The organism is Cytobacillus sp. Bac17 (genome assembly GCF_024519925.1).
Lineage (GTDB): Bacteria > Bacillota > Bacilli > Bacillales > Cytobacillaceae > Cytobacillus > Cytobacillus pseudoceanisediminis.
Genome location: NZ_JALJRC010000002.1, coordinates 104,434 through 120,060, shown reverse-complemented (window position 1 = coordinate 120,060; position 15,627 = coordinate 104,434). Strand labels below are relative to the sequence as shown.

General features: G+C 43.5%; 12 protein-coding genes and 1 other annotated feature. Of the genes, 8 read left to right on the top strand and 4 right to left on the bottom strand.

Translation table 11 applies throughout. From position 1 onward, the window contains the following. The first annotated feature begins 2 nt into the window (after positions 1 to 2). From NR125_RS04945 to gndA, 5 genes are all read left to right on the top strand, one after another. The gene (locus NR125_RS04945; RefSeq protein WP_009332865.1) at positions 3 to 1,553 is read left to right on the top strand and encodes an acyl-CoA carboxylase subunit beta; all 1,551 of its coding nucleotides are present in this window, start codon (positions 3 to 5) and stop codon (positions 1,551 to 1,553) included. Between the two features lie 77 nt (positions 1,554 to 1,630). After that, positions 1,631 to 2,743 carry a tripeptidase T gene (locus NR125_RS04940; protein WP_009332864.1) on the top strand — a complete coding sequence of 371 codons (1,113 nt, stop codon included), beginning with the start codon at positions 1,631 to 1,633 and terminating at the stop codon, positions 2,741 to 2,743. Between the two features lie 137 nt (positions 2,744 to 2,880). After that, positions 2,881 to 3,357: a chemotaxis protein CheW gene (locus NR125_RS04935; protein ID WP_217033203.1), complete on the top strand. Its 477-nt coding sequence runs from the start codon at positions 2,881 to 2,883 to the stop codon at positions 3,355 to 3,357. 121 nt (positions 3,358 to 3,478) lie between these two features. Then, on the top strand, positions 3,479 to 4,771 hold the full coding sequence (locus tag NR125_RS04930; RefSeq protein ID WP_034296531.1) for a DNA polymerase IV: 1,293 nt from the start codon (positions 3,479 to 3,481) through the stop codon (positions 4,769 to 4,771). A gap of 171 nt (positions 4,772 to 4,942) precedes the next feature. Beyond that, positions 4,943 to 6,352 (top strand): NADP-dependent phosphogluconate dehydrogenase, encoded by a 1,410-nt coding sequence (gndA, locus tag NR125_RS04925; protein ID WP_009332861.1) that lies wholly within the window; start codon positions 4,943 to 4,945, stop codon positions 6,350 to 6,352. A gap of 111 nt (positions 6,353 to 6,463) precedes the next feature. Here the strand turns inward: gndA and zwf are convergent, their stop codons facing one another. Beyond that, the gene (zwf, locus tag NR125_RS04920) at positions 6,464 to 7,966 is read right to left on the bottom strand and encodes a glucose-6-phosphate dehydrogenase (RefSeq protein ID WP_019380210.1); all 1,503 of its coding nucleotides are present in this window, start codon (positions 7,964 to 7,966) and stop codon (positions 6,464 to 6,466) included. A gap of 331 nt (positions 7,967 to 8,297) precedes the next feature. Between zwf and rnz the strand changes: the two genes are divergently transcribed. From rnz to NR125_RS04905, 3 genes are all read left to right on the top strand, one after another. Next, positions 8,298 to 9,236, top strand: a complete 939-nt coding sequence (gene rnz, locus NR125_RS04915; RefSeq protein ID WP_256814783.1) for a ribonuclease Z — start codon at positions 8,298 to 8,300, stop codon at positions 9,234 to 9,236. Then, on the top strand, positions 9,237 to 9,782 hold the full coding sequence (locus NR125_RS04910) for a histidine phosphatase family protein (RefSeq protein ID WP_009332858.1): 546 nt from the start codon (positions 9,237 to 9,239) through the stop codon (positions 9,780 to 9,782). Positions 9,783 to 9,869: 87 nt separating this feature from the next. Next, positions 9,870 to 10,085, top strand: a binding site (T-box leader). Between the two features lie 143 nt (positions 10,086 to 10,228). Continuing rightward, complete coding sequence (locus tag NR125_RS04905; protein WP_256814782.1) at positions 10,229 to 11,566, top strand: sodium-dependent transporter; 1,338 nt, start codon at positions 10,229 to 10,231, stop codon at positions 11,564 to 11,566. A gap of 256 nt (positions 11,567 to 11,822) precedes the next feature. Here the strand turns inward: NR125_RS04905 and namA are convergent, their stop codons facing one another. The 3 genes from namA to proC all read right to left on the bottom strand — a co-directional run bounded on the left by namA (position 11,823) and on the right by proC (position 14,979). Continuing rightward, entirely contained in the window at positions 11,823 to 12,842 is a 1,020-nt protein-coding gene (gene namA, locus NR125_RS04900; protein WP_256814781.1) for an NADPH dehydrogenase NamA, read from the bottom strand. A 97-nt stretch (positions 12,843 to 12,939) separates the two neighbouring features. After that, a complete protein-coding gene (locus NR125_RS04895; protein WP_009332855.1) occupies positions 12,940 to 14,079 on the bottom strand; it encodes a glycosyltransferase family 2 protein in 1,140 nt (379 codons plus the stop codon). A 69-nt stretch (positions 14,080 to 14,148) separates the two neighbouring features. After that, positions 14,149 to 14,979 (bottom strand): pyrroline-5-carboxylate reductase, encoded by an 831-nt coding sequence (proC, locus tag NR125_RS04890; protein ID WP_009332854.1) that lies wholly within the window; start codon positions 14,977 to 14,979, stop codon positions 14,149 to 14,151. Positions 14,980 to 15,627: the final 648 nt, after the last annotated feature.

Below are 15,627 nucleotides of genomic sequence, written 5' to 3'. Positions count from 1 at the left end.
GCATGGCAGACATCTATGAGAAAATAAATGAGTTATACGACCGCCGCAGGGAAGTCGAACTTGGCGGAGGGGATGAGCGTATACAAAAACAGCATGAAAAAGGGAAGCTGACTGCCCGTGAACGAATCGATTTATTAGTTGACCCGGGCACATTCGTTGAGCTGAATCCATTTATTGAGCACCGCAGCACGGATTTTGGATTGGAAAACCAAAAAGGCCCTGGCGATGGTGTTGTAACTGGCTATGGTAAAGTCAACGGACGTCCTATCTTCTTATTTTCCCAGGACTTTACTGTTTTTGGCGGCGCCCTGGGGGAAATGCATGCAAAAAAAATTGCTAATGTAATGGATTTGGCAGCTGAAAATGGGGCTCCATTTGTAGGCTTGAATGATTCCGGCGGTGCCAGAATTCAGGAAGGTGTTGTTTCCCTTGATGGGTACGGCCATATTTTCTACCGGAATTCCATTTATTCAGGAGTGATTCCGCAGATCTCTGTCATTATGGGGCCATGTGCAGGCGGAGCGGTTTATTCTCCAGCGATCACGGATTTTGTCTTCATGGTGGAAAAGACGAGCCAGATGTTCATAACTGGCCCAAAAGTAATCGAAACGGTTACTGGGGAAAAAATTTCACCGGAGGATTTGGGCGGTGCCCGTGTGCATAACACAATCAGCGGAAACGCACACTTTAGAGGCGAGTCCGAAGAGGAAGTTATTGAGCAGGTACGAAGTCTGTTAAGCTACCTTCCGCAGAATAATGAGGAAAAACCGCCAATGTCAGAACGGGATGAGGACGATGATTACCGTCCGGATCTCACAGACGCCATTCCTTTTGATGCCCTTCGTCCATATGACGTCCGAAAAGTCATTGAACAGGTAGTGGATAAAGATACTTTTATGGAGGTACAGCGTGACTTTGCTAAAAATATTGTAGTCGGGCTTGCCCGAATCAAGGGTGAGACGGTGGGACTTGTCTGCAATCAGCCGAAGGTAATGGCAGGAGGCCTTGATATTGATTCTTCCGATAAGGCTTCAAGGTTTATCCGGTTCTGTGATTCCTTTAATATTCCCCTTATTACATTTGAGGACGTTACAGGCTTTTTCCCAGGTGTTAAACAGGAGCATGGCGGGATCATACGGCATGGCGCAAAGATTCTTTATGCTTACTCAGAAGCAACAGTGCCAAAGCTTACTGTAATTTTAAGAAAAGCATTCGGAGGAGCCTACGTTGCCCTGAACAGTAAATCTATTGGCGCAGATCTTGTATTTGCATGGCCGAATGCGGAAGTAGCTGTAATGGGTCCTCAAGGTGCAGCCAACATTATTTTTGCAAGGGAAATCCAGAATAGTGAAGATCCTGAGGCTACCAGGGCACAAAAAATCGAGGAGTACAGAGAAAAGTTCGCCAATCCATATGTGGCAGCAAGCCGAGGCATGGTGGATGATGTCATCGATCCGCGAGAAACCAGAATCAAGATCATTCAGGCGCTTGAAATGCTGCGAAATAAAAAAGAAAGCAGGCCTCATAAAAAGCATGGAAATATCCCGCTATAATGGATTCCTGATTTGCTGTGCCAAAATATTGGAGTTATACTTGCTTAGTAAGCTTAAATTTGGAGGTTTGTACATAAATGATTAATGAGGAACGGTTATTAAACGAATTTCTGGAACTGGTGCAAATTGATTCTGAAACAAAGTATGAAGCTCAAATTGCAAAAGTGCTGAAGAAAAAATTCAGGGATCTTGGGGTTGAGGTATATGAAGACGATACAACTGCACAGACCGGACACGGTGCAGGCAACCTCATCTGCACTCTTCAGGGAACCAAAGAAGGAACAGATATAATCTATTTCACTTCCCACATGGATACGGTTGTTCCTGGAAAAGGTATTAAACCTTCCATCAAGGACGGCTATGTTGTAACCGATGGAACAACGATCCTGGGTGCCGACGACAAAGCAGGACTTGCCGTTATGCTTGAAGTTGTTAAAGTCCTGAAAGAGCAGAATATTGCTCATGGAACTATCCAGTTCATTATCACAGTTGGGGAAGAATCCGGACTGGTCGGAGCGAAGGTACTCGACCCTTCACTTGTTAAAGCGAAGTTTGGCTACGCACTGGACAGTGACGGCAAAGTCGGAAATATTATCGTTGCCGCCCCGACACAAGCGAAAGTTAAGGCTGCTATTCTAGGGAAAACAGCACATGCCGGTGTAGCCCCTGAGAAAGGCATTTCGGCTATCACTATGGCAGCGAAAGCGATCTCAAGAATGCCTCTGGGCCGCATTGATGAAGAAACAACGGCTAACATTGGCCGTTTTGAAGGCGGACAGCAGACGAATATCGTGTGTGACCATGTTGATATTTTAGCAGAAGCACGTTCATTAATTCCTGAAAAGATGGAACAGCAGGTTGCTAAAATGAAAGAAGCTTTTGAAAGTGCTGCTGAAGAAATGGGGGGCAAAGCTGAAGTGGATGTTCAGGTTATGTACCCTGGCTTTAAATTTGGCGAAGGCGACCATGTCGTTGAAGTGGCCCGAAAAGCGGCTGAAAAGATTGGCCGAAGCTCCGAGCTTCTTCACAGTGGCGGCGGAAGTGATGCGAACGTTATTGCCGGTTTAGGCATACCAACAGTCAACCTTGCTGTTGGCTACGAAGAAATTCATACAACCAATGAGCGCATGCCTATTGAAGAATTAAATAAACTGGCTGAAATGGTCATTGCCATTATCGAAGAAGTCTAAAGTCTAAGCTTAAAGAAAGGGAACCCGAAGCGGTTCTCTTTTTTATATCACTTAATTCTATTAGATCCTCTCTAGTTAGAAAATAATGCCTATGGTATATTAGTTCTATACATAAGAGTTTCCGGGGAGGAAATGGAATGACTGAAAATAATAAAGCTGTCGTTTTCCGGGCAGGAAATGAGGAATATGCCACACCCATTCCCTTTGTTATATCCATTGAGAAAATGGAAGGCATAACACCGATCCCTCATTTGCCCAGTTATGTAAGAGGAATTGTCAAAGTCAGAGGAGAGCTAATTCCTGTTGTTGATTTTGAAGAAATTCTTTACAGCCGGGCACTGTCCGATAGCGGTTCGGCAAGGATGATCGTGCTGCAGACAGAAGAGCTATCATTTGCAGTGCTGGTGACTGAAGCCAAGGAAATTTTAGATATTCCAGCAGACTGCCTGAAACAGCCAGGTTTGATTGCCTATCAAAAAACCAATTATTTTACAGGGGTAGCCAATATCGATCATAGGCTGATTACTATAATCGACCCTGCAAAGCTGGTGGAATCTCTGGAAGGAATAAGGGAAATAAAAGAGTATATGAAAACACAGAAAACAACAGCATAGCGGGCGAATTCAAAAACAGAGGAGCAAGATTCTCTGTTTTTGCTTTTATAATCCTCATAATAAAAGAAAAGAAGAATATCTGCTAAAATAGAAGTGAATGATTTTACAGGGAAGTGCCGGCATGAAGCAAATGTATCCGAAAAACGGGAGAGTTATCCTCCATGTTGATATGAATAGTTTTTATGCTTCGGTTGAGATGGCTTATGATCCCACATTAAAGGGCAAGCCTTTAGCGATCGCAGGCAATCCGGAGGAGAGGCGCGGAATAATCGTGACTTGCAGCTATGAGGCAAGGAGCTTCGGGGTAAAAACCACCATGCCTCTGTGGGAGGCTAAAAAGCTCTGTCCCCAGCTGATTATTATGAAGCCAAATTTTGAGAGATATCGTGCAGCTTCTATGGGAATGTTTGATATATTGCACGAATATTCCACTCTTGTTGAACCTGTATCCATTGATGAAGGATATGTGGACATTACAGACAGCTATGAGTTTGGGAGCCCAATAGAAATTGCTGAGACGATACAGAAGCAGATTTTCCAGCAGCTCGATTTGCCCTGCAGCATCGGTGTTGCTCCCAACAAATTTCTAGCCAAGATGGCTTCTGACATGAAAAAACCAATGGGGATTACAGTTCTTAGAAAAAGAGATGTACCCCATATTTTATGGCCGATGCAAGTGGAAGAAATGCACGGAGTCGGCAAGAAGACCGGGGAAAAGCTGAGAAATCTGAACATCGCCACAATCGGTGAATTGGCAAAAGCGGATGAAATTGTATTAAAAGCAGCCCTGGGGATCAATGGCCCGAGACTGAAACAAAAAGCCAATGGCCAAGATCTTAGGAAAGTTGATCCGGAATCGGCATCCGAATTTAAAAGTGTAGGAAATTCCACCACACTGCCAAGGGATGTTTCGAATCAAAGAGAGCTGCTTCAAGTATTTGAAAAATTGTCTTCACAGGTTTCTTCCAGACTGAAAAGAAAAAAGGTAATGGCGGTTTCTCTGGGGATTACCATTAGGTATAAGGATAGAAAGACCATTACCAGAAGCCGCAAACTGAAGAATCCTATTCAGCAGGATGAAGAAATTTATCGAATGGCAAAGGAGCTTTTTATAAAACATTGGAATGGAAACGCTGTACGGCTGCTGGGCATTACAGGAACAGACCTTGTCGAACCCGATCAGGCAGTTAAACAGCTGGATTTATTCAGTTTTGAAAAAGATGCTAAAAAAGAGCCGTTATTTCAGACAATGGACCTTTTGCGAAAGAAATATGGGGCTAAAATAATTGACAATGCAGGTGCACTTTCGGAAATGAAATTGCCCCGCCCCAAAATCGGCACTGATACCAGCTTTAATAAAGACTTTTTGCAGAGTAGGCCAGGGAAGGGCAGTAAAAAAGATGATATTTCATGAGTTTTTCAGGCGGCTATAAGCTAAACTAAGACAGGAAAGTTGAATAAGAATAGGAATCTTGCTAAAGTAAAGTGGATTCTTTTATTGGATGATGTTCAAATAATCTTAATAAAGATCTTCTTTTTGAACAAGCAATTACACGCTTAAAGGCTGGAAGGGAAGTAATAAAAGATGACGAAATCACAGTTTGGTGTTATCGGCTTAGCCGTAATGGGCAAAAATCTTGCCATGAATATTGAAAGCAGAGGCTACTCTGTATCCGTTTTTAACCGGTCACGCGAAAAAACGGATGAGATGCTTAAGGAAGTCGAAGGAAGAAATTTTAAAGGTACATATACAATTGAGGAGTTTGTTGATTCCCTGGAAAAACCGCGCAAAATCATGCTTATGGTTAAAGCAGGCGGCCCGACAGATGCGACCATTGAGCAGCTAAAGCCTTTATTGGATAAAGGGGATATTTTGATTGATGGCGGAAATACCTTCTTTGTGGACACGCAGCGCCGCAATAAGGAATTAAGCGAGCTGGGCATACACTTCATCGGTACTGGTGTATCCGGCGGTGAAGAAGGCGCATTAAAAGGGCCTTCCATTATGCCTGGCGGCCAAAAAGAAGCCTACGAGCTGGTTGCCCCTATTTTTCAAGATATCGCGGCAAAGGTTAATGGCGAAGCATGCACAACATACATCGGTCCGGATGGGGCAGGCCATTATGTGAAAATGGTCCACAACGGCATTGAATACGGCGATATGCAGCTGATTTCCGAATCTTATTTTCTGTTGAAAAATGTGCTTGGTTTGACTGCTGAAGAGCTTCATGAAGTATTTGCCGATTGGAATAAAGGTGAGCTTGACAGCTATCTTATTGAAATCACCGCTGATATCTTCACGAAAAAAGATGATGAAACCGGCAAGCCGCTGGTAGATGTCATCCTAGACACAGCCGGCCAAAAGGGAACCGGCAAATGGACAAGCCAAAGTGCGCTGGATCTTGGCGTACCGCTTCCAATCATTACTGAATCCGTTTTTGCCCGATTCATCTCTGCCATGAAAGAAGAGCGTGTCAACGCAAGCAAAGTTCTTCGCGGGCCAGCTGCATCGGAATTCACCGGTGATAAAAAAGCCTTTATCGAAAGTGTCCGCAAAGCCCTTTACATGAGCAAAATCTGCTCATACGCACAAGGCTTTGCTCAAATGAGAGCAGCATCCGAAGAATATGGATGGGATCTTAAATACGGCGATATTGCGATGATTTTCCGCGGAGGATGCATTATCCGTGCCCAATTCCTGCAAAAAATTAAGGAAGCATATGACCGTGAGCCTGGTTTAAAGAACCTGCTTCTTGATCCGTATTTCAAGGAAATCGTGGAAAGCTACCAGGATGCTACCCGTGAAATTATCAGTACGGCTGTGAAGAACGGCATCCCTGTACCATGCTTCTCTGCGGCACTGTCCTATTATGACAGCTACCGCACTGAAACTTTGCCTGCAAACCTTCTTCAGGCACAGCGTGATTACTTTGGCGCACACACCTATCAGCGTACAGATAAAGAAGGCATCTTCCATACAAATTGGATGGAGTAATTTAAAAAAACAGCGTTCAAAAGGCGCTGTTTTTTTTGTAATTGCAGGAAGCCGGATCATGGTATCCCCTAAACGAACCCCCCTGCCGTGGCAGGGGGGTTCGAAAATTATTTAACACTGTTCAACATCAAGGTCTGTTACAGGCCACCAGAAGAAACCGTCTTTTTCAAGCATCTGGTCTGCTTCTTTTGGACCCATTGAACCGGATTCATAGTTAGGGAAGCCTGCTTCTTTTGTGTTTTCCCATACGTCGGAAATTTTGTCGACAAAGCTCCAGGAAAGGGCCACTTCATCCCAATGGGTAAAGTTGGTTGCATCTCCGCGCATGCAATCATATAAAAGCCTTTCATAAGCTTCAGGCGTATTCATGTCATCGATGCCTTTGTTGGCAAAATTTAATTTTACCGGTGTGGCTTCCATGTTTTGTCCTGATTTTTGGGCATTCAAATATAGAGTAATGCCTTCTTCAGGCTGAATATGGATGACCAGCAGGTTCGGATTTAACGTTTGCTCAGTCTGATAGTATAAGTTCATCGGAATATCCTTGAACTGGATAACAATTTTCGTTGATTTTGCAGCCATTCTTTTTCCAGTACGAATGTAGATTGGTACACCTGCCCAGCGGAAATTGTCAATCATCAGCTTGCCAGCTACAAAAGTTTCGGTGTTTGATTGTTCATCCACCATCGGCTCTTCATTGTATGCAGGGACTTCCTGTCCGTTTAATTGGCCTTTTCCGTACTGGCCGCGGACAAAGTATTCTTTCACCTGGTCCCCTTCAAGCGGACGCATGGCTCTTAATACCTTCACTTTTTCGGATCTGATTTCATCTGTTGTCAGGCGGATTGGCGGCTCCATTGCCAGGAGGGCAACCATTTGCAGCATATGGTTTTGAACCATATCACGAAGGGCGCCGCTTTTTTCATAGTAACGGCCGCGTTCTTCTACACCCAGTACTTCGCTTGATGTAACCTGGATATTTGAGATGTAGCGATTGTTCCATAAAGGTTCGAAAATGGCATTGGCAAAACGGATAACTTCAATATTTTGTACCATATCTTTCCCTAAGTAGTGGTCAATCCGGTAAATTTCATTTTCTGAAAAAGCTTTTCGAATTTGCTTATTAAGCTGTTTCGCTGATTCCAAATCATGACCAAAAGGCTTTTCAATGACAAGGCGCTTAAAGCCATCCACATCCGTCAGTCCATCTGCTTTTAAATGCTCTGCAATGGTACCGAAAAATTCAGGGGCCATGGCAAGGTAAAAAATGCGGTTGCCTTCAAGGGAATAATGAGCATCCAATTTTTCAGCCACACTTTTTAATGCCAAATAGGAGCCTGAATCCGTCACATCGTGCGAATGATAGTAAAAATGAGAAATAAAATCTTCAAGTTCTCCGTTATCTTTAATAGCTGACTCAACAGAGGCTTTGACACTTGCCTGAAACTCTTCATTCGAGAGCGGCCTTCTGGCGATCCCGACTACCGCGAAACGTTCAGACAGCCTGCCTTTTTTGTACAAGCGGTAAAGTGAGGGAAACAATTTTCTTTTTGCCAAATCCCCCGTTGCCCCAAATATCATTATTAATGCGGTCGGTTTTTCGTTTGATTTCACGATTCTAGAACCTCTTTTCGAAAATATTTCTGTATGTAAGGCTGGACTGGCATTTGCCCGCCCGCAGCTTGAATAAAAGCTGTTATATTGCATTCGCAAAAAACGTCTGTACAAGTATAAAATTGTATCTGTTTAAAGCTATTTTCGCAAATATTAAGTTTGCCTTTTTAACATAGTTTCTTTCTAAAGGCCAGGAACTATCCTGTTAAATAAAACAAAAAACAATTGATTTAAATATTCCGCAGTTGCTGTGGTATATTGTTTATATTCGAACTGGCAAGCTCTGACAGATTTTTTTATCCTGACTGCTGGAAAGGAGGTTGTTTTTTCAATGGATGTTTTTTTCTTGGGAACGGGTGCAGGTATTCCAGCTAAACTGAGGAATGTATCTTCGATGGCTTTAAAGCTCCTGGATGAAAGAGGGAGCATTTGGCTTTTTGACTGTGGGGAGGCTACCCAGCATCAAATACTGCATACAAGCATTAAACCGAGGAGAATTGAAAAAATCTTTATTACACATCTGCATGGAGATCATATCTATGGTCTGCCCGGATTGCTCTCCAGCCGCTCTTTTCAGGGCGGTGATACGGAGGTGACTCTCTACGGGCCAAAAGGGCTGAAAGAATATATTGAAGTCTCGCTCTCTGTCAGCGGTACATACCTTAAATACCCTTTGAAAGTTGCTGAAATCAGTGATGGCACTATATTGGATGAAAAAGACTTTAAGGTGGAAGCGCGCTTGCTCGAGCACGGGATTCCTTCATATGGCTACCGGGTTACTGAAAAGGACCGTCCGGGAACATTGCTCGCGGATAAACTTGCAGAAGCGGGAATTAAGCCGGGTCCGATATATAAGAAAATAAAAAATGGCGAAAACATAGAGCTTGAGAATGGGAGTATTCTGGAAGCAAAAAACTTTCTGGGCCCGGCTCAAAAGGGCAGAATCATCACGGTGCTGGGAGATACCAGGATTTGCGATGCGGCAATAGAATTAGCGGCTCATGCAGACCTATTAATTCATGAGGCAACCTTCTCACAGGGAGAAGAAAAGCTTGCATACGATTATTTCCATTCGACAACCCGGCAGGCTGCCAAAGTCGCGCTTGAGGCGAATGCAAGGAAGCTTTGTCTGAATCATATCAGTTCACGATATGAACGCCAGGATTGGGAACAGCTTGTGAAGGAATCGCAGACAATTTTCCCCAATACGGTAATTGCTGAGGACTTTAAAGAAATTCATATACCGCTTGATAAAGGAGAGGTGAATTAATTGAAAACTTTCTATGTCGTGCGCCATGCAAAGGCTGAGGGCCAGCCTTTCTCTGCCAGATTGACAGAAAGCGGAAGGGAACAGGCATTAAAATTAATTGATTTCTTTAAAGACAAGGAAATTAATCGCATCTATTCAAGCCCTTTTGTGCGGGCGATGGAAACTATCCGGCCGCTTGCACAGTCGAGAAACCTTGAGATTGTGGAGGAAAGCCGTTTGGGGGAAAGGGTGCTATCCTCCATTCTTTTTGATGATTGGCAGGAGAAGCTTAAGCAAAGCTTTTCCGATTTTGAACTGGTTTTCGAAGGGGGAGAATCCCATTCGTCAGGCATGGAACGAGCTGCTTCCCTGCTGGATGAATTAATCGCTTCCAGTGAAAATCATATCGTTCTGGTCAGTCATGGCAATTTATCCACTTTGCTGCTGCGCTATTTTGATGAAAATGCAGGCTTTGAGCATCTTATGAAGATGAGCAACCCGGATGTTTTCGAGATTAAGGCAGATAGTGAGGGTGCGGCATGGAGGCGGATTTGGAACGAAAAGTAATGTCTGGAAAAATTGAATTTTCAAATTTGGCATTGACGGTTTCCTGCAGGCATAATATAATCACACTTATACTTTAAAACATTATATTAAAAAGCTATGAAGAGACTCTATTAAGTCTTATCTCCCTGTTTATAGAGAGCCAGTGGATGGTGAAAACTGGCACAAAGATAAGATGAATTTCATCTTGGAGCTTATCTTTTCTGCTCAATAGCAGGAAAGACGGTTAATCCGTTATATTTCGAGTGGAAAGTCACATGCTTTCAAAAAGGGTGGTACCGCGTGAATCTGATTCGCGTCCCTTTTGAAGTATGTGGCTTTTTTGTTTTTTTGGGAAAGTTCTAAAAAATGGAAACCCGGCCGGTTTCTATTAAGAAAAGCTCCAGGCGCCAGCTTATCGCCGCCTGGAACCAGGCAGTATCTATATTGTAAATTATGGAGGTACAGGCATGCAGCAAAATGAGCAATGGTCATCGAAGATAGGATTTATTTTAGCCTCGGCCGGTTCGGCAATCGGACTTGGAGCTATCTGGAAGCTTCCTTATGTTACCGGGACAAGCGGTGGTGGAGCATTTATATTATTATTTCTGCTATTTTCACTATTAATTGGTTTTCCGCTTTTGCTGGCTGAGTTTGTGATCGGCCGCAGCACGGGGAAAGAGGCAATCTCGGCATACAAGGATATTGCTCCGGGAACTAAATGGCACTGGATTGGCTACCTTGGCGTATTTACCTGTTTTCTGCTTTTATCGTTTTATAGTGTAATAGGCGGGTGGATTCTGAAGTACATTGTATACGGGGTTACCGGTTCTATGAATGGAGCCGGCAATTATGAAGAGTTATTTGGCACATCCGTGTCAGACTCTGTGTCTGTTGTAGCGGCACAAGGGCTCTTTTTATTAATAACTGTTTTAGTGGTTGCTAAAGGTATCCAGAAGGGTATCGAGCAGGTCAGCAAAATTATGATGCCGGCTTTGTTCCTTTTATTTATTATCTTGATTGCACGATCCCTAACACTGGAAAATGCCATGGAAGGCGTCGCATTCTTCTTAAAGCCTGATTTTTCAAATCTGACGTCTGAAACCGTCCTTTATGCGATGGGTCAATCGTTTTTCTCTCTAAGTGTCGGGGTATCGGTTATGGTAACATACAGCTCTTATCTATCTAAAAATGAAAATCTGATGCAGCCGGCCTTTTCCGTTGTCGGAATGAATTTATTTATTTCTATTCTAGCTGGATTGGCTATTTTCCCGGCCGTTTTCTCACTGGGATTTGAGCCGGCTGCAGGTCCTGGTTTATTGTTCATTGTTCTGCCATCTGTTTTTGATCAGATTCTGTTCGGACGAGTGTTCTTGCTCTTATTCCTTGCACTGTTTCTATTTGCAACCTTAACTTCCGCTTTTTCAATGCTTGAGATAGTGGTGGCTGCTCTGACGAATAAGAAGGGAAGAGGCAGAACCCGTGCAGCCTGGCTGACAGGATTGGCAATCTTTATCGTAGGAGTCCCATCTGCACTTTCCTTCAGCAGCCTATCTGGTATTTCAATTTTCGGCAAAACGATATTTGACAGTGCTGATTTTCTTGTCAGCAATGTATTAATGCCGGTAGGGGCGCTCTTCATTTCTATTTTTGTTTCATACAAAATGAAGAAGGATCTGCTGAGAAATGAATTGATTCAAGGTTCAAAATCGCTGAATGGAATCTTTTCCGCCTGGTATTTCCTTTTGCGTTATGTAGTGCCTTTGGTTATCATCATTGTATTCCTTGATTCACTGCAGATTATTTAATAGAAAAGGGATGGCGAACCGCCATCCCTTTTCTTTATTTTAATTTCAGAATTTATAACTTTGTATACCTTGAGAGCTGTCTAGCGCAAGCAGCCTGCCCCCTCGAGGTGAGGCCCCACGATGGGGGTCATGCAGACGTTGCCGCAGGTCAAGGAAAGCTGCGGCAGCGATCGCACATCCGAAAGCGGCAGCTTTTTGGGAGGATGTGGCGTTCTTAGTCTGCGTTCCTTCGTGGGTAAGGTGCTTCTGCTTTTCTTTAAATCCAGCCGCGTTCATATTGCTTAGGCGGTTCAATTGCTGCTCCAAGTTCCTTTGCTGCTGTGCGAGGCCAATAAGGGTCCCTCAGCAATTCCCTCGCAATGAAGATTAAATCTGCCCGTCCGTTTTGCAGAATTTCTTCTGCCTGCAGGCCGGATGTAATTAGCCCGACTGCACCAGTCTGAATATTGGCACCTTCCTTAATGGTTTCAGAGAATTTGACCTGGTAGCCCGGGTAGCTATTTATTCTAGCCGGCACTACCGCTCCGGAACTTACGTCAATAAGATCCACTCCCTGCTCCTTCATCCATTTTCCCATTTCTGCATAATCCTCTGCAGTTAACCCCTCATCATGATAATCATGTGCTGATACTCTAACAAACAAAGGCCCATCCCAAACGGTTTTAACTGCTTCAATGACTTCACGGAGGAAACGGTAGCGGTTTTCGGCTGATCCCCCATACTCATCACTTCGTTTATTGCTTAGCGGTGAAAGAAACTCATTGATCAAGTAGCCGTGTGCCGCATGAATTTCAATTACTTCAAAGCCGGCTTTCTTCGCCCTTTCAGCCCCTTTTTTGAATGCCTCCACAGTTTCAGACACTTCTTCTTTTGTCATTTCTTTAGGTGTTTTCATTTTTTCATTAAAAGCAATAGCTGATGGGGCGAGAATTTCCCCTTCGACAGTCGCTTTTCTGCCGGCATGTGCAAGCTGTATCCCAGCTGATGCCCCGTGATCTTTCATTAGCCCGGTTAATTCTTTCAGGCCTGCGATATGGTCATCGTTCCATATTCCCAGATCCTGCGGAGAAATACGTCCCTGCGGAGTTACAGCAGTTGCCTCCAGGATGATTAATCCCACCTGGCCAACAGCCCGGCTCGTATAATGTGTCCGGTGCCAGTTTTCAACCATGCCGTCTTCATTATGGCTTGAGTACATGCACATCGGTGCCATAACAATTCTGTTCTTAAAGGTGATTCCTTTAATTGTTAAAGGGGAAAAAAGCTTTGTTTCCATAATCAATGCCTCCTTATTTCGCTATCCTAAATATTAAGTATATCAGGCGATTCCGCAAATGAAAAAGAACATGCACTTAGGAAGGTGTTTGCTTACTTCAGCGTTTATTCCTGAGTTCGCTTAATCTATATAATGTACCTCTCCAGACAATGCCGCCCCTTACAAAGGTTAGAATGCTGGCACGAAGTATGGAATAAATAAACAGGAGAGCTGTAATTGGAAATACAACAAACAGAAGCGGGGAAAATTTGGACATTCTTTTTGTAATAATTGTATAAACAACTGCTAAAAAAATGATGTTTACAAGGCTTAAACTGAAAATAACTTTTTCGGCTGAAAAAATTGTGATAAAGGGAAGCACCTGAGAAATGAATGTGCCGGCAATTGCAAACAGAACCATGCTAACCCGGTAATGAAGGCCTGCAAAAGTATTTTTCTCCAATCCTTTGAAGGCCTCTTTTAAGCTTTCATACCATTCAACTTCAATCAGGTCCATCGCCGTTGCAAATTTCTGTTTGAGGCCATTTTGTTTTATTTTCATTCCAAGCATTAAATCATCATCAGGCCGCATTCTTATTGCTTTATGTGTTCCGATTGCTTCATAGGATTGCCTGGATACCATGTTAAATGCCCCAATGCCAATGCCGGTTTTGGAACGTTGATTGTTCGCCAGCCAGGGGCGTTTATAATAGGAAAAACCGAAAAGAAAAAAAGCAATGAACGTGTTGAGCCAGAAACTCCTTCCCATCAAGCTCGGTGCCGCGGTTAAATGGTCAAGGTCATTCTTACTAAAATAATGAACCGCCCTGCTGAGGGCGTCCTTTTTAAATAATACATCAGCATCTGTGAACAAAATTAATTCCCCTGATGACTCCAAATATCCCATGTAAAGGGCATGGTTTTTTCCAAGCCATCCACTGGGAAGAGTCTTGATATCGATACACTTAACCCTTGAATCACTTTTCTGGAGGCGGTCCATGATGCTTCCTGTGCTGTCGGTTGAACGATCATTGACCAATATCCATTCAATGCGTTTATAGCTTTGCTGCAGCTGGGTTTTTAAGCTCTCCTCAAGCCTGGCTTCTTCATTCCTTGCCGCTGTTATGATAGAAAGAAGAGGGCCATCAGTCATCGTATTGCTATCTTCAAGGCGGTCCAGGCTTTTTAGTCCCAGAACGGCATCAATTAGTACTGCAATCCATACAAGGAGGCTTGCGCTTAATAGAATAGTGAGCATTTGCGTGTTTTTCATCCTTTTTTCATAGTTTGCAATAAGAAGACGTAATTACAGGGGAGATGCCCCTAGCTAAATTTTCACTGTGCTGCTGAAGCTTTGGCCAAGCCGTCTGGATTGGGCTGTCGCTTCCTTGATGCATTCAATAAAGGCTCGCTGCACCCCGTTTGCTTCAAGCACTTTTACACCTGCTTCTGTGGTGCCGCCGGGGCTTGTTACTTCCTTCCTAAGCTGCTGAGGATCCTTGGCCGACCTGGCCAGCATTTCGGCTGCCCCGATGAGGGTTTGGATGATGAATTCTTTCGCCATCTCCTTTTCGAGCCCGATTTCTTCCGCGCTTTTTTCCATGGCTTCTGCAAGATAATAAATATACGCTGGTCCGCTGCCTGACAGACCTGTCACGGCATCGAGCTGACGTTCCTCAACAAACGCTGACTTTCCCACTGTATCAAAAATGCCTCTTACTGCTTCCATCTGTTCTTTGGTCACTCTTTCATTAGCCGATAAGGCGCTCGCTGACTTTCCGACGGCTGCCGATGTATTCGGCATGGCTCTCACGACTGGCAGCTTTTTTTCCGCCAATAGTTCAATGCTTTCGATTGAAACGCCTGCCAGAACAGAAATGATCAGCATATCTTCCTGTAAATAAGGTTTTATTAGAGTAATGGCATCCGCTGCATCTTTTGGCTTCATCGCTAAAATAACCGTTTCAGCCCCCCTGAACAGTTCACTGTGATTATAAGTTGCCTGAACGCCATAGGCTTTTTGCATGGATTGCAGCTTTTCCCTGCTGCATTTGTTTGTGACCCAAATATTGCTGCCGGTTATGAGCCGGCTTTCAATCATTCCTGATATTAACGCTTCTGCCATTGATCCTGCTCCAACAATAACTAATTTTTTCATTTGCTGTTATTCCTCCTTTATTGATCCAAATGCCGGCTGACTAAAATAAAAAAAGCCTTTCCATCCAGTAAAGGACGAAAAGACTATGCTTCCGCGGTACCACCTTCATTGCCTTTCCTTCTGAGTGCAGCATGCCTGCTGCATCCGCTGTCTTTGAAAAGGGCATCTCGATCCCGATAACGCCGGGGGTGCGTTTAGGTTTTCCTAACAGCTCATAAGGCAGGTTCAATGGTCAAGTGGACTGTGAAGCCTTTCAGCCGCTGAGCTTCACTCTCTTTCGCCGTTTTCCATTTACTAATCTTATTCATCGCTATTTTCCTGCTGTCCAATAGTGCAGCTTGGTTTGTGAAATCAAATTTTAATTGTGATTATGCAAGAAGACACGCTTATTTGTCAAGCAGTATTTTCCTAAAAAATATTAATAATGTGCAAAAGTTATGTGAAAATAATGACAATTGATAAAAAGAACGGTACACTTATTTTTATATATGAAGATTTCTAAATTATGTTATGGAATTTCGGTAATTTGTACGCATGGCAAATGCTGATATTTTAAGGGTAAAACAAGTTGGTTTATCTAAAGGGCATATGGACTGTATGACTTGGATGGCCTGCGGAAGTATATAAAAAAACAGCTTTATTTTATTT

Excerpts from the sequence above, each read along its gene's own strand:
- namA (WP_256814781.1), bottom strand. The coding sequence starts at position 12,842 with ATGGAAACAAAGCTTTTTTCCCCTTTAACAATTAAAGGAATCACCTTT.
- NR125_RS04940 (WP_009332864.1), top strand. The coding sequence starts at position 1,631 with ATGATTAATGAGGAACGGTTATTAAACGAATTTCTGGAACTGGTGCAA.
- rnz (WP_256814783.1), top strand. The coding sequence starts at position 8,298 with ATGGATGTTTTTTTCTTGGGAACGGGTGCAGGTATTCCAGCTAAACTG.
- NR125_RS04935 (WP_217033203.1), top strand. The coding sequence starts at position 2,881 with ATGACTGAAAATAATAAAGCTGTCGTTTTCCGGGCAGGAAATGAGGAA.
- NR125_RS04930 (WP_034296531.1), top strand. The coding sequence starts at position 3,479 with ATGAAGCAAATGTATCCGAAAAACGGGAGAGTTATCCTCCATGTTGAT.
- gndA (WP_009332861.1), top strand. The coding sequence starts at position 4,943 with ATGACGAAATCACAGTTTGGTGTTATCGGCTTAGCCGTAATGGGCAAA.
- NR125_RS04895 (WP_009332855.1), bottom strand. The coding sequence starts at position 14,079 with ATGCTCACTATTCTATTAAGCGCAAGCCTCCTTGTATGGATTGCAGTA.
- proC (WP_009332854.1), bottom strand. The coding sequence starts at position 14,979 with ATGAAAAAATTAGTTATTGTTGGAGCAGGATCAATGGCAGAAGCGTTA.
- NR125_RS04905 (WP_256814782.1), top strand. The coding sequence starts at position 10,229 with ATGCAGCAAAATGAGCAATGGTCATCGAAGATAGGATTTATTTTAGCC.
- NR125_RS04945 (WP_009332865.1), top strand. The coding sequence starts at position 3 with ATGGCAGACATCTATGAGAAAATAAATGAGTTATACGACCGCCGCAGG.